This window comes from Nocardia sp. NPDC050435 (assembly GCF_040655395.1).
In the GTDB taxonomy this organism is placed as follows: Bacteria; Actinomycetota; Actinomycetes; order Mycobacteriales; family Mycobacteriaceae; genus Nocardia.
This window is the reverse complement of record NZ_JBFAJW010000004.1, coordinates 574,124-593,104: the sequence shown is the minus strand read 5'-3', so window position 1 is coordinate 593,104 and position 18,981 is coordinate 574,124. Positions and strand designations below refer to the sequence as shown.

Annotated in this window: 17 protein-coding genes and 1 pseudogene; 9 read left to right on the top strand and 9 right to left on the bottom strand. The window is 70.8% G+C overall.

Annotated elements, in window-relative coordinates; genetic code table 11:
• Nucleotides 1-313 precede the first annotated feature (313 nt).
• The 3 genes from AB0I43_RS15130 (at nucleotide 314) to AB0I43_RS15120 (ending at nucleotide 3,611) form a co-directional block, all read left to right on the top strand.
• Nucleotides 314-1,852: an HD domain-containing phosphohydrolase gene (locus AB0I43_RS15130; RefSeq protein WP_356973351.1), complete on the top strand. Its 1,539-nt coding sequence runs from the start codon at nucleotides 314-316 to the stop codon at nucleotides 1,850-1,852.
• Nucleotides 1,853-1,917: 65 nt separating this feature from the next.
• Nucleotides 1,918-2,520 carry a nicotinamide riboside transporter PnuC gene (gene pnuC / locus AB0I43_RS15125; protein WP_356973350.1) on the top strand — a complete coding sequence of 201 codons (603 nt, stop codon included), beginning with the start codon at nucleotides 1,918-1,920 and terminating at the stop codon, nucleotides 2,518-2,520.
• Nucleotides 2,517-3,611: an AAA family ATPase gene (locus AB0I43_RS15120; RefSeq protein WP_356973349.1), complete on the top strand. Its 1,095-nt coding sequence runs from the start codon at nucleotides 2,517-2,519 to the stop codon at nucleotides 3,609-3,611. The genes pnuC and AB0I43_RS15120 overlap by 4 nt, the downstream gene beginning before the upstream one ends.
• Before the next feature lie 3 nt (nucleotides 3,612-3,614).
• Here AB0I43_RS15120 and AB0I43_RS15115 read toward each other — a convergent pair whose 3' ends face one another.
• On the bottom strand, nucleotides 3,615-5,402 hold the full coding sequence (locus tag AB0I43_RS15115; protein WP_356973348.1) for an ABC-F family ATP-binding cassette domain-containing protein: 1,788 nt from the start codon (nucleotides 5,400-5,402) through the stop codon (nucleotides 3,615-3,617).
• Nucleotides 5,403-5,604: 202 nt separating this feature from the next.
• On the opposite strand from AB0I43_RS15115, the gene AB0I43_RS15110 reads away from it, so the two are divergent.
• On the top strand, nucleotides 5,605-6,453 hold the full coding sequence (locus AB0I43_RS15110) for an LLM class flavin-dependent oxidoreductase (protein ID WP_356973347.1): 849 nt from the start codon (nucleotides 5,605-5,607) through the stop codon (nucleotides 6,451-6,453).
• A gap of 19 nt (nucleotides 6,454-6,472) precedes the next feature.
• Nucleotides 6,473-7,111 carry a hypothetical protein gene (locus AB0I43_RS15105; protein WP_356973346.1) on the top strand — a complete coding sequence of 213 codons (639 nt, stop codon included), beginning with the start codon at nucleotides 6,473-6,475 and terminating at the stop codon, nucleotides 7,109-7,111.
• 148 nt (nucleotides 7,112-7,259) lie between these two features.
• On the opposite strand, the gene AB0I43_RS15100 is transcribed toward AB0I43_RS15105, so the two are convergent.
• Nucleotides 7,260-8,195 (bottom strand): 4-(cytidine 5'-diphospho)-2-C-methyl-D-erythritol kinase, encoded by a 936-nt coding sequence (locus AB0I43_RS15100; RefSeq protein WP_356973345.1) that lies wholly within the window; start codon nucleotides 8,193-8,195, stop codon nucleotides 7,260-7,262.
• A gap of 51 nt (nucleotides 8,196-8,246) precedes the next feature.
• Entirely contained in the window at nucleotides 8,247-8,999 is a 753-nt protein-coding gene (locus tag AB0I43_RS15095) for an SDR family oxidoreductase (RefSeq protein WP_356973344.1), read from the bottom strand.
• A 76-nt stretch (nucleotides 9,000-9,075) separates the two neighbouring features.
• Here AB0I43_RS15095 and AB0I43_RS15090 point away from each other — a divergent pair, with 76 nt between their 5' ends.
• From AB0I43_RS15090 to AB0I43_RS15080, 3 genes are all read left to right on the top strand, one after another.
• Nucleotides 9,076-9,669: a TetR/AcrR family transcriptional regulator gene (locus tag AB0I43_RS15090; protein WP_356973343.1), complete on the top strand. Its 594-nt coding sequence runs from the start codon at nucleotides 9,076-9,078 to the stop codon at nucleotides 9,667-9,669.
• A gap of 90 nt (nucleotides 9,670-9,759) precedes the next feature.
• Nucleotides 9,760-9,963, top strand: coding sequence for a copper ion binding protein (locus AB0I43_RS15085; RefSeq protein WP_356973342.1), 204 nt, complete (start codon nucleotides 9,760-9,762; stop codon nucleotides 9,961-9,963).
• Nucleotides 9,963-10,826 (top strand): hypothetical protein, encoded by an 864-nt coding sequence (locus AB0I43_RS15080; protein ID WP_356973341.1) that lies wholly within the window; start codon nucleotides 9,963-9,965, stop codon nucleotides 10,824-10,826. The genes AB0I43_RS15085 and AB0I43_RS15080 overlap by 1 nt, the downstream gene beginning before the upstream one ends.
• A gap of 210 nt (nucleotides 10,827-11,036) precedes the next feature.
• On the opposite strand, the gene rsmA is transcribed toward AB0I43_RS15080, so the two are convergent.
• The 4 genes from rsmA to AB0I43_RS15060 form a co-directional block, all read right to left on the bottom strand.
• The gene (gene rsmA / locus AB0I43_RS15075; RefSeq protein ID WP_356973340.1) at nucleotides 11,037-11,918 is read right to left on the bottom strand and encodes a 16S rRNA (adenine(1518)-N(6)/adenine(1519)-N(6))-dimethyltransferase RsmA; all 882 of its coding nucleotides are present in this window, start codon (nucleotides 11,916-11,918) and stop codon (nucleotides 11,037-11,039) included.
• Nucleotides 11,919-12,032: 114 nt separating this feature from the next.
• The gene (locus AB0I43_RS15070; protein WP_356973339.1) at nucleotides 12,033-13,187 is read right to left on the bottom strand and encodes a lipase family protein; all 1,155 of its coding nucleotides are present in this window, start codon (nucleotides 13,185-13,187) and stop codon (nucleotides 12,033-12,035) included.
• 126 nt (nucleotides 13,188-13,313) lie between these two features.
• On the bottom strand, nucleotides 13,314-14,438 hold the full coding sequence (locus AB0I43_RS15065) for a transglycosylase family protein (protein ID WP_356973338.1): 1,125 nt from the start codon (nucleotides 14,436-14,438) through the stop codon (nucleotides 13,314-13,316).
• Between the two features lie 189 nt (nucleotides 14,439-14,627).
• Nucleotides 14,628-15,455 carry a TatD family hydrolase gene (locus AB0I43_RS15060; RefSeq protein WP_356973337.1) on the bottom strand — a complete coding sequence of 276 codons (828 nt, stop codon included), beginning with the start codon at nucleotides 15,453-15,455 and terminating at the stop codon, nucleotides 14,628-14,630.
• A 65-nt stretch (nucleotides 15,456-15,520) separates the two neighbouring features.
• Between AB0I43_RS15060 and metG the strand changes: the two are divergent.
• A pseudogene (metG, locus tag AB0I43_RS15055) lies at nucleotides 15,521-17,083 on the top strand (methionine--tRNA ligase); the annotation flags it as partial.
• A gap of 75 nt (nucleotides 17,084-17,158) precedes the next feature.
• Here metG and AB0I43_RS15050 read toward each other — a convergent pair.
• On the bottom strand, nucleotides 17,159-17,911 hold the full coding sequence (locus tag AB0I43_RS15050) for an isocitrate lyase/phosphoenolpyruvate mutase family protein (protein ID WP_356973336.1): 753 nt from the start codon (nucleotides 17,909-17,911) through the stop codon (nucleotides 17,159-17,161).
• A gap of 123 nt (nucleotides 17,912-18,034) precedes the next feature.
• Nucleotides 18,035-18,889: a 16S rRNA (cytidine(1402)-2'-O)-methyltransferase gene (gene rsmI, locus AB0I43_RS15045; protein WP_356973335.1), complete on the bottom strand. Its 855-nt coding sequence runs from the start codon at nucleotides 18,887-18,889 to the stop codon at nucleotides 18,035-18,037.
• Nucleotides 18,890-18,981: the final 92 nt, after the last annotated feature.

The following is an 18,981-nucleotide window of genomic DNA, read 5'->3' as shown; positions in this document are numbered from 1 at the left end:
CACGCTGACAGCCATCCAGATCTACGGCCGCACGCTGGGCGCGACACCCCGGCTCCGTTCGTCGGCCCCACGCCTACAGCCCTGCACCCGGGTCTCCGACCTCACACCGACAGCGAAACCCACGAACCCCCGAGTCAAGGACGCTAAACGTGAATTCCGGTTCGACCCGCCGCCCTCGTGATCGGCGCGGGGCCGCAGTGTGACTGGTCCGGCACCCGCCCTCCGCCTCGAAACCGGCACCGCCCGGCGGCACCGCGCGCATCCCGAATTACATTGCGATTCCCGAATATCCGGACCGCGATACGGTGGCAGTGTGACCGGTCCAGCACCCGCCATCCGGGTCACCGAGGTCCTGGCAGCGCTCTCGCTCACCACCGATCTGGCGACCGGCGCCCCCTTCGAGAAAGGTCTGGCCACCTGCCTGGTGGCGACCGCCCTCGCCGAGCGGATCGGCCTGGATCAGACCGATCGCCGCGTCGTCTTCCACGCGGCGCTGCTCGGCGCGATCGGCTGCACCAGCCGGGCGTCGGAGAACGCCGGGGCCTTCGCCGACGACATCGCTTTCCAGCGCGCGTTCCACGTGCTCGATCCGGGCGACCCGCCGGTGTTCGCCGCGCAGCTCGAGCACTTCGGGGCCTGGGCGCCGGATGTCCAGCCGCAGGTGCGCGAGCGCTACGTCAACTCGCCGCCGGAGAACACGGTCGCGGCGGTCCGATCGGTCTGCGAGGTCAGTCGCGCCCTGGGCCCGCGGCTCGGCCTGCCCGAGGCGGCGGTGCTCGCCCTGACCGAGGTGAAGGAACGCTGGGACGGCCTGGGCGCGCCCGAACACCTGCGCGGCGAACAGATTTCCCTGCCCGGTCGCATCGTGCACGTCGCCGAGCAGGCCGTCCTCGCCGCGGCGGGCCGGGACCGCCGCGCGGCCGAGGCCGAGTTGCGCCGGCGCGCGGGCGGGCACCTGGACCCGGACCTGGTCGCGGCGTTCGCCGCCGACGCACTGTGGGACTGCCTCGAGGCCCCCGACGCGCTCACCGCCGTGATGCACGCGGAACCCGGTGTGCCGGTGTACATCCGGCCCGCCGAGCGCCTGCACCTGTGCTTGGCGCTGGCCGTCGTGGTGGATCTGAAGGGCCGCTGGCTGCTCGGCCATTCCGGCCACGTCGCCGACATTGCTTGTGCCGCAGCCGAATTGAGCGGATCAAGCGCCGCCGAGCGGGCCGACCTGCGGGCCGCCGCGCTGCTGCACGACATCGGCCGCGCCGCCGTCTCGACCGCGATCTGGGATCGCCCCGGCCCGCTGGGCCCCGGCGACTGGGAGCGGGTTCGCCTGCACACCTATTGGACCGACCGGATCCTGCGCCGCTGCCCCGGGCTGGCCGATCTCGCCGATCTCGCCGCGGGCCATCACGAGCGGCTCGACGGCACCGGCTACCACCGCGGCGTCCGCAGTCACGACCTGCCCCGCACCGCGCGAATCCTCGCCGCCGCCGATGTTTTCGCCGCCCTCACCGAGCCGCGCCCGCACCGGCCCGCCCATACCGGCGACGAGGCCGCCGCGTTGCTGCTGGCCGAAGCCGGCGCGGGCGCACTCGACACCGGGGCCTGCGCCGCCGTGATCGAGGCCGCCGGACTGCGCAAGCCGCGCACCGAGTTGCCCTGCGGTCTCACCGAGCGCGAAGTCGACGTACTACGCCTGGCCGCGCGCGGCCTGTCGAACCGCAAGATCGCCGCGGAACTGGTGGTCTCCGAGCGCACCGTGGGCCATCACCTGGCTCACATCTACGACAAGACCGGTCGCCGAACCCGCGCCGGGGCGGCCGTTTTCGCCATGGAGCACGGGCTGCTGCCCGAGTGAGCCCCCGGTTGCGTCCGGCGGCGGACGCAGTTATGGTCGTATCGACTATTAAGGGAGGGGCCGACATGGGCTGGGCGACGAGCTGGACCGAGATCCTCGGATTCGCGACCGGTGCGGTGTGCGTCTGGCTGGTGGGGCGCCAGCACATCGCCAACTGGCCGATCGGGATCGCCAACAACATCTTCTTCATCGTGCTGTTCACCCAGGCCGGACTCTACGCCGACGCCGGGTTGCAGATCGTGTTCATCGCACTGGCCGGGTACGGCTGGTGGTGCTGGACGCACGGCGCGGGACCGGGCGCCACGGCGGCCCTGCCGGTGCGGCGCACCAGCGCCCGGGAATGGGCGGCGCTGGCCGGGGCGGGCGCGGCGGGCGTGCTCGCCCTCACCGTATTGCTCAGCAGTGCCACCGATTCCACCGTGCCCTTCTGGGATGCCCTGACCACCGGGCTCTCACTGATGGCCACCTACGGGCAGTGCCGCAAACTGCTGGAATCGTGGTGGCTGTGGATCGCCGCGGATCTGGTCTACATCCCGCTCTACATCCACAAGGACCTGTATCTGACGGCGCTGCTGTACACCGGCTTCCTCGCGCTGTGCGTGGCCGGGCTGGTGCGCTGGCGCGGTTCGGTGCGCCCGGTTCGCGAAACATCGGGAGCGACAGCGTGACTCGCTTCGGGCACGGGCTGGTCCTCGGCAAGTTCTATCCGCCGCACGCCGGGCACCACCACCTGGTGCGCACCGCCCAGGACCGGTGCGAACGGGTCACCGTGCTGGTGTGCGCCTCGGCCGTGGAGTCGATCCCGCTGGCCGATCGGGTCGCGTGGATGGGCGAGGCGCATCCGGGCGCGAACGTCGTCGGCGCGATCGACGACATTCCCGTCGACCTCTACGATCACGCGATCTGGGACGCGCACATGGCGATCTTCCGTGCGGCCGTGCCCGATCGGGTCGACGCCGTGTTCACCTCCGAGGAGTACGGCGCCGAACTGGCGCGCAGATTCGAGGCCGAATCGGTCTGCGTGGATCCGCGGCGGTCCCGTTTCCCGGTGTCCGGCACCGCCGTTCGCGCGGACCCGGTGGGCTGCTGGGACTTTCTCGGCCCCGCCGTCCGCGCCGCCCTGACCCGGCGGATCGTCGTGCTGGGCGCCGAATCCACCGGCACGACAACACTGTCGCGGGATCTGGCCGCGCACTACCGGCAGCGGGGCGGCGTGTGGGCGCGCACCGGATGGGTCGCCGAGTACGGGCGGCGCTACAGCGCGGAGAAACTGGCCGCGGCGCGCGCCGCCGACCCGGCCGCGACCTGGTCGGACATCACCTTCGACACGGCGGAGTTCCCGGTCATCGCGCGGCGGCAGGACGCCGACGAACAGCGCGCGGCCCGCGCCGGTTCGCCCGTGTTGATCTGCGACACCGACTCTTTCGCCACCGGGATCTGGCACGAGCGCTACCTCGGCACGCGCAACGCGGAGGTCGAGCGGATCGCCGCGCGCACCGAACGCGACCTCTATCTGCTGACCGACCACCACGGCGTGCCTTTCGAGGACGACGGGCTACGCGACGGCGAACACCTGCGGCCGTGGATGACCGAGCGCTTCCGGGAAGAGCTGGCGCGCACCGGAAGACGGTACCGCCTCGTGCAGGGCGACCGGGCGGCCCGGCTGGTCAGCGCCGTCGCCGCGGTCGACGAGGTACTCGCGGCCGGCCGGCGTTTCGCCGATCCGCTGCCCGAGAACGCCGGGCCCGCACCGGCTTAGCGCTCACGCGTCCTCGGCCAGCTCCATCCACCGCTCCTCGGCGGCATCTTTATCGGCGAGGACCTGTTTGAGTTCCGCGCCCAGCGATACCAGCTTGTCCGCGTCGGTCGCCGCGTCGGCCAGGGCGGCGTGCAGCTTGGCCTCGCGCTCGCCCAGCTTGTCGATGCTGCGCTCCAGCTTCGCGAGCTCCTTGCGCGCCGCCCGGTAGGCCGCCGAATCCGTCACCGGGGCAACGGGTTCCGCCGACGGTCGAGCCAGCGCGGGCGCGGACTGGGCGGCGCGCTTCTTCAGGTACTCGTCGATGCCGCCCGGCAGGTTGGTGAGCTTCCCGTCGCCGAACAGCGCCCAGGTGGAGTCGGCGATGCGCTCGATCAGGTACCGGTCGTGGCTGATCACGACCAGGGTGCCGGCCCAGTTGTCGAGCAGATCCTCGAGCTGCTGCAGGGTGTCGATGTCGAGATCGTTGGTCGGCTCGTCGAGCAGCAGCACGTTGGGCTCGGCCATCAGGATGCGGGTGAGCTGCAGCCGGCGGCGCTCGCCGCCGGAGAGATCGCCGACCGGGGTGCGCTGGCGCGCCGGGGTGAAACCGAGCCGCTCGGCCAGCTGACCGGCCGAGATCTCCTTGTCGCCCAGCATGATCCGCTGCGCCACCTGCTGCACGGCCTCGAGCACGCGCATATCGGTGGGCAGATCGTCGAGTTCCTGGCGCAGCCAGCCGATCTGGACGGTCTGGCCCTGCACCCGCTTGCCGGCGGCCGGTTCCGCCGCGCCGGCCAGGGTGCGCAGCAGCGTCGTCTTGCCCGAGCCGTTGACCCCGACCAGGCCGACGCGCTCGCCCGGCGCGAGCCGCCAGGTCAGGTCGCGCACCAGCTCCCGGCCGTCCGGGGTGGTCAGCGTGGTGTCCTCGAGCTCGATCACCACGCGGCCCAGCCGTTTCCGCGCGAACGCGGCCAGCGAGACGCTGTCGCGCGGCGGCGGCACGTCGGCGATCAGCGCCTCGGCGGCCTCGACCCGGTAGCGCGGCTTGGAGGTGCGCGCCTTGGCGCCGCGGCGCAACCAGGCCAGCTCCTTGCGCGCCAGGTTCTGCCGGCGCGCCTCGGAAGCGTCTGCCTGCCTGGCCCGTTCGGCGCGCGCGAAGATCCAGTCGCCGTAGCCGCCCTCGTAGCTCTCCACCTTGCCGCCGACGACCTCCCAGGTGTTGGTGGCGACGGTGTCGAGGAACCAGCGATCGTGCGTGACCACGACGAGCGCGCTGCGGCGGTTCAGCAGATGCTGGGCCAGCCACTGCACGCCCTCGACGTCGAGATGGTTGGTGGGCTCGTCGAGCACCAGCAGGTCCAGCTCGCGCACCAGCGCGGCGGCCAGGGCGACCCGGCGGCGCTCGCCGCCGGAGAGGTTGTCCACCGAGGTGTCCATGCCCAGGCCCTCGATGCCGATGCCCTCGATCACCGAGCGGATCCGCGGGTTCGACGCCCATTCGTGTTCGGCGACAGCGTCGGTCATCGCGTCGTCGGCGAGACCGGCGAGCACCACGGATCCGACCGTGGACCCCGGCGGCAGCACGCCGCGCTGGGTCACCACCGCCAGGCGCAGGCCGCCGACCCGGCTCACCCGGCCGCTGTCCGGCGCCTCGAGCCCGGTGAGCACCTCGAGCAGAGTCGTCTTGCCGCCGCCGTTGAGACCGACGACGCCGATCCGCTCCCCCGCGTGCACGCCGAGCGAGACGTTGTCCAGCAGCGGCTTGATGCCGAAACTCTTGGACACCTGCTCCAGGTTGATCAGGTTGGACATGGATCCTTCCGAGGTTTGCCGCGGGCTCCAGATAGTTGCCCTCGGCAAGGGTACCCAGCGTCCGCTACCCGATTTCGGGTGCGTACGAGGTCCGGGTTGCGTCACGAACAGTGTTCGTTTACGGTTTCCTCGAACGAACACTGTTCGTAACGGACGTTGTTCCGTACTGCTGAAAGCTACTCCGATCGGAGGTTCTACCCCGATGAAGTACGGCCTCGGCCTACCCATCTCCAATCCTGCCCGGTTGCTCGACTGGGCCCGCCGCGCCGAAGCCGCCGAGTTCAGCACGCTCGGCCTGCTCGACCGCCTGGTCTACGACAATCCCGAACCGCTGGTCGCGCTCGGCGTACTGGCCGGCGCCACCTCCCGCATCACCCTGCAGACCGAGGTGCTGCTGGCCCCGCTGCGCGAGCCCGCGCTGCTGGCCAAGCAGGCCGCCACCCTGGACCGCATGTCCGGCGGCCGCTTCGTCCTCGGCCTCGGCGTCGGCGGTCGCGCCGACGACCACGTCGCCGCCGGCACCGAACTGCGCGACCGCGGCCGCCGCTTCGATGAACAGCTCGGCCTGCTGCGCCGGCTCTGGTCCGGCGCGGCGCACGGCGCCGAGTGCGGCCCCATCGGCCCCGCCCCCACCCGCCCCGAAGGTCCCGAATTGCTCTTCGGCGGCTTCCAGCCCGCCGCCCTCGATCGGGTCGGCCGCTGGGGCGGCGGCTTCCTGGCCGCGGCCGCGCCGGAGTGGGCCGGCGGCCTGTTCGATACGGTCCGCCGCTCCTGGAAAGATCACGGCCGCACCGGCGAACCGCGCATCGTCGCCCAGATCAACGTCGCCCTCGGCGATTCCGCTCAGGTCGACGCCGCCCGCGCGGCCATGGGCGCCTACTACGAATTCAGCGGCCGCGCCGACTACATGGTCGCCGGAATGCGCAGCACACCGGCGGAAATCCGCACGGCCGCCGCGCAATTCGCGGACCTCGGCGCCGACGAGCTCATCTGTTACTGCTACGGCGCCGATCCCGCTCAGGTCGACCGCATCGCCGACGCCCTGGCCTGAGCACCGCTACGGTCGAGACATGCCCGCCCGCTCTCCCGTCACCGCCGCGGACCTCGACCACGCCGTCCAGCTCGCCGTCACCCTGCTGCGCACCGCGCCGCCGGACGGCTGGGGCCGGAAAGCCGGTGCGCTGGAATGGGATTGCTGGGAAACCGTCGAGCACCTCAGCGACGACCTCTTCGCCTACGCCGCCCAGCTCGGCCCGCGCACCCCGCCGCTGAGCGGGCACGTGCCGTTCGTCTGGGAGCCGCGCCGCCCCGGCGGCCCGGCCAACGCGATCCACGCCGACCGCGCGGCGGGCGCGCCCGGCCTGCTCCAGGTCCTGGAGGCCAGCGGCGCGCTGCTGGTCGCCATGGTCCGCACCACGGCACCGGAGGTTCGCGCCTATCACGTCTACGGCAACGCCGACCCCGAAGGCTTCGCCGCGATGGGCATCGCGGAAACCCTGGTCCACACCGACGATCTGGCCCAGGGCCTGGGTCTCACCTGGGCTCCGCCCGCCGACCTCTGCGCGCGGGTGCTGCGACGACTGTTTCCCGACGCGCCGACCGACACCCCGCCCTGGCCAACCCTGCTGTGGGCGACGGGGCGCACCGACCTCGACGACGCTCATCCACGCCTGGCGAAATGGCGGTGGGACGGCATACCGCGCCCGTAGCCGCGCCGGCCGATGGCTGGATACGCCCTGCGCCACAAGCCGATCTGCGCGTTCCAGCCCGGATTTGTTCGCGCCACGGAGCCGGGCATCGCACGGGTATGGACGACGTTTCCGACCGAGTCGGGAACGGCGGGCCGCAGCGGCCTGGTCAGCGTTTGGTCTGCGCGTCCGGCGGCAGGATCCGGGCGCCGGGTACCGGACCATTGGCCGTGCGCACGCTGCGGGCGACGCCCGCGCCCGCGAGCTCGGCGGCCACCGATACCGCGGCCTCTTCGTTCGCACACAGGAACGCACAGGTCGGCCCGGAACCGGAGACCAGCCCGGCCAGTGCGCCCGCCGCGACGCCCGCGCGCAAGGTCCGGCGCAGCTCCGGTTTCAGCGAGACGGCCGCGGCTTGCAGATCGTTGCCCAGCAGCGGCGCGAGCTGTTCCGGATCGCCGGCGGCCAGCGCCTGCATCAACTGCTCGGGCGGGCCCAGGCGCGGCGGATCGCCGATCTCACGCAGCCGATCGAGCTCCCGGAAGACCGCCGGGGTGGACAGGCCGCCCTTGGCGAAGGCGAGCACCCAGTGAAAGGTGTTGCGGGACAGCACCGGCAGCAGCCGCTCACCGCGCCCGGTGCCGAGCGCGGTGCCGCCGTGCAGCGCGAAGGGGACGTCGCTGCCCAATTCCGCGGCCAGCGCCAGCAATTCCTCGCGACCGAGGCCGGCATCCCACAGCTCGTTCAGGCCGAGCAGGGCCGCCGCGCCGTCGGCGCTGCCGCCGGCCATGCCGCCCGCCACCGGAATGCCCTTGGCGATGGCGATTTCCACCAGCGGGTTGCGCCCGGCCACGTGCGCCAGCCGGACCGCCGCCTGCCACACCAGATTGGTGCGGTCGGTCGGCACCTCCGCCGCGCCCTCGCCGCTGACCTTCACGGCGAGGGCCGCGGCGGGGGCGAGGTGCACGTCGTCGCTGAGCGATAGCGCCTGGAAGACCGTGGTCAGGTCGTGATAGCCGTCGGCGCGCAGATCACCGACTCCGAGGTGCAGGTTCACCTTCGAAGGCGCACGCACGGTGACGGGGCTCGGCACTACTGACAACACGGTGCCCAACTCTAACGGGTGGGACCGACACCGGCCGCCCGCGCGAACCGGTTACAGCAGCACGCCGCCGGTCGCGTCGATCCACTGCCCCGTGACCCAGCGCGAGTCGTCGGAGGCCAGGAACCCGACGATGTCGCCGACGTCCTCGGGCCGGCCGATCCGGTTGAGCGGGGACCAGCCCGACACCATCGCCTCGCTGTCGGGATTGCGCAGCCAGCCCGCGTTCATGTCGGTGTCGATCACGCCGGGAGCCACCGCGTTCACGGTGATCCCGCGCGCGCCGAGTTCCTTGGCCAGGATCTGGGTGAACGAATCGATCGCGCCCTTGGTCATCGTGTACGCGAGCAGGTTGGGCATCCGCGCACCCTGGGTGAGCCCGGTGGAGACGTTCACGATGCGGCCGCCGTCGCGCAGCCGGTCCAGGGCGAGCTTGGTGATGAAGAACGGGGCCTTGGTGTTGACCGCGAAGACGCGGTCGAAGTCCGCCTCGGCGGTACCCGCGAGCGGCTCGCGGACCCCGTCGATGCCCGCGTTGTTGACCAGGATGTCCAGGCCGTCGGCGTGCGCGTCGAACGCGGCCCACAGCGCTTCGGCGTCGCCGGGCACGCCCAGCTCGGCGCGGACGGCGAAGGCCGAGCCGCCCGCCGCCTCGATCGCGGCCACCACGTCCTTGGCGGCCTGCTCGTTGCCGTTGTAGTGCACGCCCACCCGTGCGCCGTCCCGGGCCAGCCGTTCGGCGATGGCGCGGCCGATCCCGCGGCTGCCGCCGGTGACCAGAGCTGTCTTGCCTGTCAGTGCACCCATTGCGCGTTCCTTTCTATAACGATCACTACAAAAAGGACGGTAGCACATTATCTAGCGAGCGCTATAAAATAGGGACATGGCCACACCGACCCGGGGACGACCGCGCTCCTTCGACCGCGAGGAAGCGCTGGACAAGGCCGTTCGGCTGTTCTGGACCCGGGGCTACGAGGCCACTTCGATCGGCGACCTGACCGCCGCGCTCGGCATCGGCGCGCCCAGCCTCTACGCCGCCTTCGGCGACAAGGCCAAACTCTTCGCCGAGGTCGTGTCCAGCTTCGCCGCCCGCTACGGCGGCTTCATGCCGCGCGCCCTCGAGGAGGAGCCGACCGCGACGGCCGCCGTGCGCCGGATCCTGCGCGAGGCGGCCACGCAATACACCCGGCCGGAATGCCCGCACGGCTGCCTGGTGATGAGCGCCGGCCTGAACACCACCAGCGACGAGATCGCGGACATGCTGCGCGCGCTGCGCAATCGGAACATCGAGATGTTCACCGAGCACATCCGCGCCGACATCGACGACGGCCTACTGCCCGCCGACGCCGATCCGAAGATGCTGGCGCGCTACGTCGGCACCGTGCTGCAGGGCATGTCGCAGGCGGCCCGGGACGGTGCGAGCGCGGCCGAGCTGACGAAGGTCGCCGAGATGGCGATGCGCAACTGGCCCACCTGACATTGCGTCCCACTACCCCCTAGGGGTATGTTCGTTTGGGCCGGGGACGCCCCCGGATCGTAGGATCGGGCACGAACGAAGGAGTCGGCGATGGCCACCAGCACCTACACCGTCACAGGGATGACCTGCGAGCACTGCGTCCGCGCGGTCAAGTCCGAGATCGGCAAGATCGACGGCGTCACCAGCGTCGACGTCGACCTGGCCAGCGGCGCGGTCCGGGTCGACAGCGCCGCGCCCGTCGCCGATTCCGCGATCGCCGCCGCTGTCGACGAAGCGGGCTACGAGGTCGCCTGATGCGGGATCGGCTGCGGGTGGCGGCGGCCGGCGGCGCGCTCGTCGTGCTGTTCGGGGCCGCACTGGGCATCGGTGCGCTGGTGGGCGATCCGGCCGGGGATCCGCCCGCCGACACCGCGAGCGCGACCGGCCTCAGCGATGCCGAGGCCGGTTACACCCTGGCCGATCTCACCGCGCCCGCCGCGCCGAATCAGCCCGGGACGCTGCGCTTCCGGATCACCGGCCCGGACGGCGCGCCGGTCACCCGATACACGGTTCAGCACGAGAAGCAACTGCACCTCGTCGTGGTCCGCTCCGATGCCACCGAATACCGGCACGTGCATCCCGTGCTGGACGCCTCGGGCACCTGGTCCCTCGACTGGACCTGGGCGCAGCCGGGCACCTATCGCGTCTTCGCCGATTTCGTGCCCATCGACGCCGGTCGCGATCTCGTCCTCGGTAAGACCGTCACCGTCGCGGGAAACCCTACGCCGCAACCCATTCCACGACCGGAGCGCACCGCCACCGTGGACGGCTACCAGGTCTCGCTGACCGGCGAGCAGAGCACGGCGGGCAGCGAACTCCGGTTCACCATCTCCCGGGACGGCAAGCCCGTCACCGATCTTCAGCCGTACCTGGGCGCCTACGCCCACCTGGTCGCCCTGCGCACCAGTGATCTGGCCTATCTGCACACCCATCCCCAGGGCGAGGTGGGCAATACTCCCCCGGGCCCGGATGTCGTGTTCCACACCACGGCCCCCACGCCGGGCGACTACCGCCTGTATCTGGACTTCGCACACGGCGATTCGGTGCACACCGCCGAGTTCACGGTCACGGCAACCGATTCCGCCGCCACCGGCAACCATTCCGGCCACCACAACTGACAGAGAGTACGGGCGGTGAGCTCCACCCATCGGGTCTGACCCAGCTACCGACTGGCTCCCCGGTGCGCGACGTCCTCCTCCGCGGGCGGCACGATCCGCTCCAAATCGACGAGCAGCGGAAGCCCCGGGGCAGCCGATCACGCGGCCCGGCAGCCGGATCACGCGCGGTCGCAGCGAATCGAGACGATCCGGGCCGGAGACTACATCGCGTCAGACCTGCGCGGCGAGGCGGACGTAGGCGGCGGTGTCGAGGGTCTCGCCGCGCGCGGTGGGATCGATCCCGGCGGCCACCAGACGACGCTCGGCCTCGGCCGGCGAACCGGCCCAGCCGGACAGCGCCGCGCGCAAGGTCTTGCGGCGCTGGGCGAAGGCGGCATCGACGACCTCGAAGACGCGGCGGCGGTGCGCCTCGTCGGTGGGCCACGGCGGTTCGGCGTAGCGCTCGATGCGGACCAGGCCGGATTCGACGCGCGGGACCGGCCAGAAGACCTGGGTGCCGACGTGCCCGGCCCGGCGCACCGCGCCGAAGAAGCCGGCCTTCACACTGGGAACGCCGTAGATGCGGCCGCCGGGCTCGGCGGCCAGGCGGTCCGCCACCTCGGCCTGCACCATCACCAAAGTGGTGGTGATGCTGGGCAATTCGGCGAGCAGATGCAGCAGCACCGGCACCGCCACGTTGTAGGGCAGGTTCGCGACCAGGGCGGTCGGCCGGGCGGGCAGTTCCGCGGCGGTGACCCGCATCGCGTCGGCCCGCACCACCCGCAGGCGATCGGCCAGCTCGGGTGCGCGGTCCGCGACCGTCACCGGCAGGTGCTCGGCGAGCACCGGATCGATTTCCACCGCGATCACCGAATCGACGACGTCGAGCAGCGCGAGGGTCAGCGAGCCGAGCCCCGGCCCGACCTCGAGGACGACGTCCTCGCGCCCGACCCCGGCCGCCGCGACGATCCGCCGCACCGTGTTCGCGTCGTGCACGAAGTTCTGCCCGAGCTGCTTGGTCGGCCGGACGCCGAACCGCTCGGCCAGCGTGCGCACCTCGGCGGGACCCAGCAGCGCGGCGCTCCCACGAGCGGAAACATCAGATTCGGACACCAGAAGAACCTACCAACCCCTGCTATCCGGCCGGGCCCACGGTGCGCACGGGCCCGGCCGGAGCACGCCGGGCAGACGGGGAGTCTCCGCCGCGGCGAGTCTGTGGCGAGCGGTCTAGGACTGGACCGGGGCCGCCTTGATCCGGGCCAGGAAGGCGTCGATGCCCGCGGACATGGCCGGGTTCAGCTCGCAGTGCTCGCCGGTGCCGGTGATGGTCTCGAAGCCCACGCCGTTGGCGGCGAACTGAGCGACCAGCGCGCCGTGCAGCGGCGAGGGCACGACCTTGTCGGTGACGTTGACCAGCAACAGGATCGGGGCGTCGTAACCGCTGGTCGGCACGGTCAGGTAGTCGTCGAGCGCCGCCCGGATGCGGGCGTCGGACAGCGGCTTGGCCATCAGCTCACCGAGACCGAGGCCCTTGACCCGCGCGTAGACCTCGCCGAAGCACTCGGTCTCGACGTCGTCGAGCACCGACTTGCCCAGCGGCGTCAGGTAGCTGTCGACGTCCACGTCGGGGCGCGCCTGCCGGAGTCCGGCGAGAATCGCGACATAGAAGCTGAGCGCGCCGTCGGCGCCGTCCACCTTGGGGATGGCGGGTCCGGCCAGCGGCAGCACCTTCTCCACATCCGATTCCGGGTCCACCGCGATGGTGCCGCGGAAGTCCAGGTCGGGGGCGTAGGTGGCCTGGAGATGCCCGGTGCCCAGCGCGGCCTGGCCGCCCTGGGAGAAACCGATCACGCCCCAGGTCCGCGAGAGTTCCGGGTGGGCGGAACGCGCGGCGCGCAGCAGATCGATGGTGGCGGTGGCTTCGGTGCGCTGCTCGAGATAGGGGTGCGCGCCGGTGTCGAAGTTGCCGAGGCCGAGGTAGTCCGGCGCGACGACGGCGAAGCCCTGGCCCACCATGCGCTGGATGATGGCGTCCTCGCGGCCGCTGCGCGGGTTGGACTGGCCGCCGCAGCCGGGGCCGAGCCCGCTGGTGCCGTGGTCGTAGGCCATCACCGGCCAGCCGCCGGGCGGCGGGGTACCGGCGGGAACGAACAGGGCGCCGCTGGCGGGCTGCGGCGATCCGTCGGATCCGGTCATCCAGTAGTCGACGACGGAATTGCCGGTGCCGGTGGGCATCCCGCGCCAGCCGTCCGGTCGCGCGGACAGGGCGATCACCGTGCCGGGCGTCTCCGCGTGCGCGGGGCCCGCCGGCACCAGCAACGCCGCGCCGGCCGACATGGCGGCAACCGCGATCGCGCGCTTCCAACCGGGAACTGTTCGCATCCGAAACCCTTCGACAACCCGACCATGAACAAAACCTGGACGAGCGTACAGTTGAGTTCCGGTCATTCCCGGGCTGTTTAGAGAACCCTCAGGGAATCCTGTGCGCCCGCTCAATCGGGCCGGTGCTCACATCCCCAACCGGCTGGTGCAGGCCGGCCAGGCGCCCCAGCCCTGGCGCGCGCGGGTGACCTCACCGATCGCGATCTGCTCTTCCCGGGTGGCGAGATCGGCGCGCGGCGCGTACTTCAAACCACCCTGGCGCTCCCAGGTGCTCTGATCGAACTGCAGGCCACCGTAATACCCGTTGCCGGTGTTGATCGCCCAGTTCCCGGTGGCCTCGCAGCGGGCCAGCGCGTCCCAGATCGAGCCGTCCTTCACCGGCGGCACCTCGGTGCCCGGCTTGGCGCCCTTGCGCACCGTCTTCGGCTGCGCGGGCACGGTGACGTTCGAGGCGACCGGCTTGCGATCCACCTCCTGCCCGTTGACCTTGGTGACCGCGAAGGTGACATCGTGCACGCCGGGCACGCCCTTGCTCTCCACCACGGTGCGGCTCATGTTCATGGTGACGTCCTCGATGACGTTCTCCGGCGGATCCAGCGGCAGCGTCTCGGTCACGTTCTCGACGCGCTTGCGCGTCACGGTGATTCGCATGCCCTCGGCGAGCTGGGTGTCGGCGGCGGGCTCGACGGTGTCCTGCTCGATCAGCGGGATACCGGCCGTGGCCAGGGCTTCCCCGACGGTGCGCCCGGCCATCTTCACCTCGATGAAGCCGCCGAGGCCGTCCAGCAGCGCCACCGGGCGCGGGCTCGCGACCTGCAACGTCGCCCCGGCCAGCGGCAGCGGGGCGGTGCGTGCGGGCGCCACGAAGCGATCGCTCGGAATCTCGAGCTGCTCCAGCGCCTCACCCGCGGTGAGACCGGTGGTCCAGACCTTCTGCGGCTTGCCGTCGATGGTCAGGGTGACCTCGCGGGCCCGGTTGAACACGATGGTGGCACCGTCGGCGACGGCCGCGGCCAGGCCCGGGCGCACCAGATCGCGGTCGGTGACATCGAACCCGGCGGCGCGCAGCACGCCCGCGACATTGCGCGACATGGTCGCGTGGGTGGACTGGGCGCCGTCGACGATCACCGTGACGTGCTTACGGTTCACGATCGCCAGCGCGGAGCCCACGATCAACGTCATCAGCAACGCCGCGACCGCTGCGTACAGCAGCGGCGAGCGTGACTGGTTGATCCGGGTGAATGGGGACATGGTCACAGGACGATAACGAGAGGAGGGGTGGTGGACAACCGCAGGACGTGGAACTGCGGCTTTGAACATCACGATCGAATATCGCAGCCGCAGGTAAATCACGAAACGTGGACAGAATAGTGATCTGGCCCACATTTGTGAAATCAAGGGGCCTGACGGGGTAACGCGTGCGCCCGGGCACGCGAAATCCTAGATCCCGTAAACCCGCCGGGCGTTCGCCGTGGTGATCTTCGCGAGCTCGGCCGGATCCTGTTCCCGCAGTTCGGCGAGGGCGCGCACGGTATACGGCAGGACATAGGATTCGTTCGGCGCGCCGCGGAACGGATGCGGCGTCAGATAGGGCGCGTCGGTCTCCACCAGAATCGCCTCGTCCGGCACCACCTTGGCGGCCTCCCGCAATTCGTGGGCGTTCTTGAAGCTGACCGTGCCCGAGAAACTCAGCAGGTACCCCTCGGCCACACAGGACAGCGCCATATTGGTGTCCGACGAGAAGCAGTGGAAGATCACCTTTTCCGGCGCGCCCTCGTCCAGCAGCACCGCCAGCAAATCGTGATCGGCCTCGCGATTGTGGATCATCAGCGGTTTGCGCAGGCGCTTGGCCAGCTCGATGTGCCAGCGGAAACCCTCGATCTGGGTTTCGATATCGGCGCAGCCGTCGAGTTTGCCGGGCCAGTAGTAGTCCAGCCCCGTTTCCCCGATCGCGACCACCCGCGGATCCGCGGCCAGTCGCTCGAGTTCCGCTTTCGCGGCGTCGTCGAGCGCGTTGGCCCGAGTCGGGTGCAGCGCCACGGCGGCGTAGACCCGGGGATCCCAGTGCGCCGCCTGGACCGCCCACTGGGCGGCTTTCAGGTCGTCTGCCACGGTGACGATGGTGCCGACGCCCACCGACGCCGCCCGGTCGACGATCACCGTCGTCGACGCGGCATCGGTCGCACCGCACGCGTCCAGGTGGGTGTGCGCGTCCACCAGCGGAGCGAGCGGTTCGGGCAAATCCGGTGCGGGCCGTTTGCCGCTCATGCCGCTACCTCGCCGACGGGGATATTCAAGTGAGCGTCGAATAGCACGGCCATTACAGTAGACACACCATGAGCGCAGCTGACCGCCCCGCCTTCTATGTCACCACGGCCATCGCCTATCCGAACGGTGCGCCGCATATCGGGCATGCCTACGAGTACATCTCCGCGGACGCCATCGCCCGATTCAAGCGGCTCGACGGGTACGAGGTCTTCTTCATGACCGGTACCGACGAGCACGGCCAGAAGATGCAGCAGGCCGCGGCCGCCGAGGGCGTACCCGTCCAGGAGCTGGCGGCGCGCAACTCCGACGTGTTCGAGGCGCTGGACAAGACGCTCGACGTCTCCTACGACCGCTTCATCCGCACCACCGACGCCGACCATCAGCGGGCCTCGGTGGCGATCTGGGAGCGGATGCTCGCCAACGGCGATATCTACCTGGGCAATTACTCCGGCTGGTACTCGGTGCGCGACGAAGCGTTCTACACCGACGAGGAGACGACGCTGCTCGAGGACGGCAGCCGGATTTCCACCGAGACCAAGACGCCGGTGGAATGGACCGAGGAATCGAACTTCTTCTTCCGGCTCTCGGCCTATCAGGACAAGCTGCTCGCCCTGTACGAGGAGCATCCCGAATTCATCGCGCCCGCGACCGCGCGCAACGAAATGGCCAGCTACGTGAAGGCCGGTCTGAAAGACCTGTCGATCTCGCGCACCACCTTCGACTGGGGCGTGCCGGTGCCCGGCCATCCCGATCACGTGATGTACGTCTGGGTGGACGCGCTCACCAACTACCTCACCGGCGTCGGTTTCCCGGAAACGGATTCGGCGGCGTTCCAGCGGTTCTGGCCCGCCGATCTGCACATCATCGGCAAGGACATCACCCGTTTCCACACCGTGTACTGGCCGGCGTTCCTGATGTCGGCGGGCGTGGAACTGCCCAAACGCGTGTTCGTGCACGGGTTTCTGTACAACAAGGGCGAGAAGATGTCGAAGTCGGTCGGCAATGTCGTCGACCCGCTGGCGCTGATCTCCGAATACGGCCTGGACGCCGTGCGCTTCTTCCTGCTGCGGGAAATCTCCTACGGGCAGGACGGCAGCTACAGCCACGACGCCATCGTGTCGCGGATCAACGCCGACCTGGCCAACGAATTCGGCAATCTGGTGCAGCGCAGCCTCACCATGGTGAACAAGAACTGCGACGCCCAGGTGCCGACGCCGGGCGAGTTCACCGCCGAGGATCGGGCCCTGCTCGAGCAGGCCGGTGGCCTGCTCGCCAAGGTGCGCGCCGAATTCGACGCCCAGCAGATGCACCTGGCGCTGGACGCGATCTGGAAGGTGCTCGCCGAGACCAACCGGTACTTCTCCGCCCAGGCCCCGTGGGCCCTGCGCAAGTCCGGCACCCCGGAGGATCTGGCCCGCATGGCCACCGTCCTCTACGTCACCCTCGAGGTCGTGCGCATCGTGGCGATCCTGGTGCAGCCGGTGCTGCCCGGATCGTCGGCGAAGATCCTGGACCTGCTCGCCCAGCAGGGCCGCACCTTCGCCGACCTGGCCACCCCGCTGGCCGCCGGTGTGCCGCTGCCCGCGCCGGAACCGGTGTACCCGCGCTACGTGGAGCCGAAAGAGTAAGCGGCGCAGCACTGTCGAACGAACTCACCCCGCGTTCTCCGGAACGCGGGGTGAGTTCGTTGCCGGTCTAACCGCCTACTGCCACTGCGCGAGCAGGCGGTTGGCCTCCTCGGCGAGGGCGGCCTGAAGGTAGGGGCCGAAGCTGACGCGGGCGACGCCGTGCTCGGCGAAGTAGGACTTGGCGGGCTTGCCGGGGATGCCGATCGCGTTGACGGGCAAGGGCAATTCGGTGGTGAGGCGGCGCAGGTCGGCGTCGGAGTGCCGGCCGACCGGGTAGAGCACGTCCGCGCCCGCCTCGGCGGCCAGCTTCAGGCGGGCGATGGCGCGGTCGACGCGATCGGCCTCGTCGCCGTCCTGACGCAGGAACAAATCGGTGCGGGCGTTGACCACCACGTGGACCCCGGCGGCGTCGGCGTAGCGGCGCAACTCGCCGACGAAGCTGGCGTGCTCCTCGGCGCCGCGCAGGCGGCCGCCCTCGCTGTGCACGGTGTCCTCGATGTTCAGCCCGACCGCGCCCGCCTCCAGCAGGCCCTCGATGAGCTGCGCCGGGTCCAGCCCGTACCCGGATTCGATGTCGAGCGAGATCGGCACGTCGACCGCCTCGGTGATCTGGCGGACCCGGGTCAGCGACTCGGCGTAGGTCATCCCCTCGGCGTCCTTGCGGCCGATCGAATCCGCCAGCGGATGACTGCCGATGGTCAGGGCCGAGAACCCGGCGGCGACAGCCAGATTCGCCGACCACGCGTCCCAGACCGTCGGCAGCACCGCCGGATTCCCCGGCTGATGCAGTGCGAGAAACGCTTTGGCCTTGCTTTCGAGTGTGGTCATGCCCCGATCATCCACGGCCGCGCCCAGACCTGCCAGGACCACCCGGAGATCACTGGCCGGGAAGGCTCCCGCGGCCTGCCGGATCAGCGCGCCCGGCGGTTGCGCCGGGCGGCCTCGGTCGCGTCAGTCCTCGCCGTCGCGCCGTGCGGCGAGCACGGCGTCGTAGAGTTCGCGCCGCGAGACGTTGTGTTCGCCGGCCACCTGCGCGCACGCGTCTTTGAGCCGAAGGCCCTCGGCGGTCAGGGTTTCCACCGCGCCGACCAGATCGGCGGGGTCGGCGGCCTGCGGCCGCGCGCCCTCCAGTACCACCGTGATCTCGCCGCGCGCCCCCTCGACCGCCCAGGCCGCCAGCTCGGCGAGGGTGCCGCGCTTGACCTCCTCGTAGGTCTTGGTCAGCTCCCGGCACACCGCGGCGCGGCGGTCCGGCCCGAGCACCTCGACGGCGTCGGCCAGGCAATCGGCCAGCCGGTGCGGCGCCTCGAAGAACACGCAGGCGCGCGCCTCGGTGGCCAAGGCTCGCAGCCACTCCCGGCGCTGCCCGCCCTTGCGCGGCGGGAACCCGTCGAAGCAGAACCGTTCGACCGGCAGCCCGGACAGGGCCAGCGCGGTGGTCACCGCCGACGGCCCGGGCAGGCAGGTCACCGGCAGATCCTGCTCGACGCAGGCCGCGACCAGCCGGTATCCGGGATCGCTGACCGAGGGCATGCCGGCGTCGGTGACCAGCAGCACGGTACGCCCGGCCTCGATGTCGGCCAGCAGCGCCGGAATCCGCGCGGCCTCGACGTGGTCGTAGAAACTCACCACCCGGCCGGTGATCTCCACCTCGAGCGCCTTGGCCAGCGACCTGGTCCGCCGGGTGTCCTCGGCCGCGACCACCTCGGCCGACGCCAGCGCGTCCCGCAGCCGCTGCGAAGCGTCCCCGATGTCACCCATCGGCGTCGCCGCCAGCACCAACCGGCCCACTGCCGTCGAATCCACCGCTCTCCCGTCCGAACCTCGCGTCCGGCGCACACCGGATCGGCTCCGAGCCTAGTGCGCGCTCCGACGGGGCACGTAGTCGCCGAACTCCC

Excerpts from the sequence above, each read along its gene's own strand:
- AB0I43_RS15065 (WP_356973338.1), bottom strand. The coding sequence starts at position 14,438 with ATGTCCCCATTCACCCGGATCAACCAGTCACGCTCGCCGCTGCTGTAC.
- AB0I43_RS15060 (WP_356973337.1), bottom strand. The coding sequence starts at position 15,455 with ATGAGCGGCAAACGGCCCGCACCGGATTTGCCCGAACCGCTCGCTCCG.
- AB0I43_RS15095 (WP_356973344.1), bottom strand. The coding sequence starts at position 8,999 with ATGGGTGCACTGACAGGCAAGACAGCTCTGGTCACCGGCGGCAGCCGC.
- AB0I43_RS15085 (WP_356973342.1), top strand. The coding sequence starts at position 9,760 with ATGGCCACCAGCACCTACACCGTCACAGGGATGACCTGCGAGCACTGC.
- AB0I43_RS15050 (WP_356973336.1), bottom strand. The coding sequence starts at position 17,911 with ATGACCACACTCGAAAGCAAGGCCAAAGCGTTTCTCGCACTGCATCAG.
- AB0I43_RS15080 (WP_356973341.1), top strand. The coding sequence starts at position 9,963 with ATGCGGGATCGGCTGCGGGTGGCGGCGGCCGGCGGCGCGCTCGTCGTG.
- AB0I43_RS15090 (WP_356973343.1), top strand. The coding sequence starts at position 9,076 with ATGGCCACACCGACCCGGGGACGACCGCGCTCCTTCGACCGCGAGGAA.
- AB0I43_RS15115 (WP_356973348.1), bottom strand. The coding sequence starts at position 5,402 with ATGTCCAACCTGATCAACCTGGAGCAGGTGTCCAAGAGTTTCGGCATC.
- AB0I43_RS15070 (WP_356973339.1), bottom strand. The coding sequence starts at position 13,187 with ATGCGAACAGTTCCCGGTTGGAAGCGCGCGATCGCGGTTGCCGCCATG.
- AB0I43_RS15105 (WP_356973346.1), top strand. The coding sequence starts at position 6,473 with ATGCCCGCCCGCTCTCCCGTCACCGCCGCGGACCTCGACCACGCCGTC.
- AB0I43_RS15110 (WP_356973347.1), top strand. The coding sequence starts at position 5,605 with ATGAAGTACGGCCTCGGCCTACCCATCTCCAATCCTGCCCGGTTGCTC.
- pnuC (WP_356973350.1), top strand. The coding sequence starts at position 1,918 with ATGGGCTGGGCGACGAGCTGGACCGAGATCCTCGGATTCGCGACCGGT.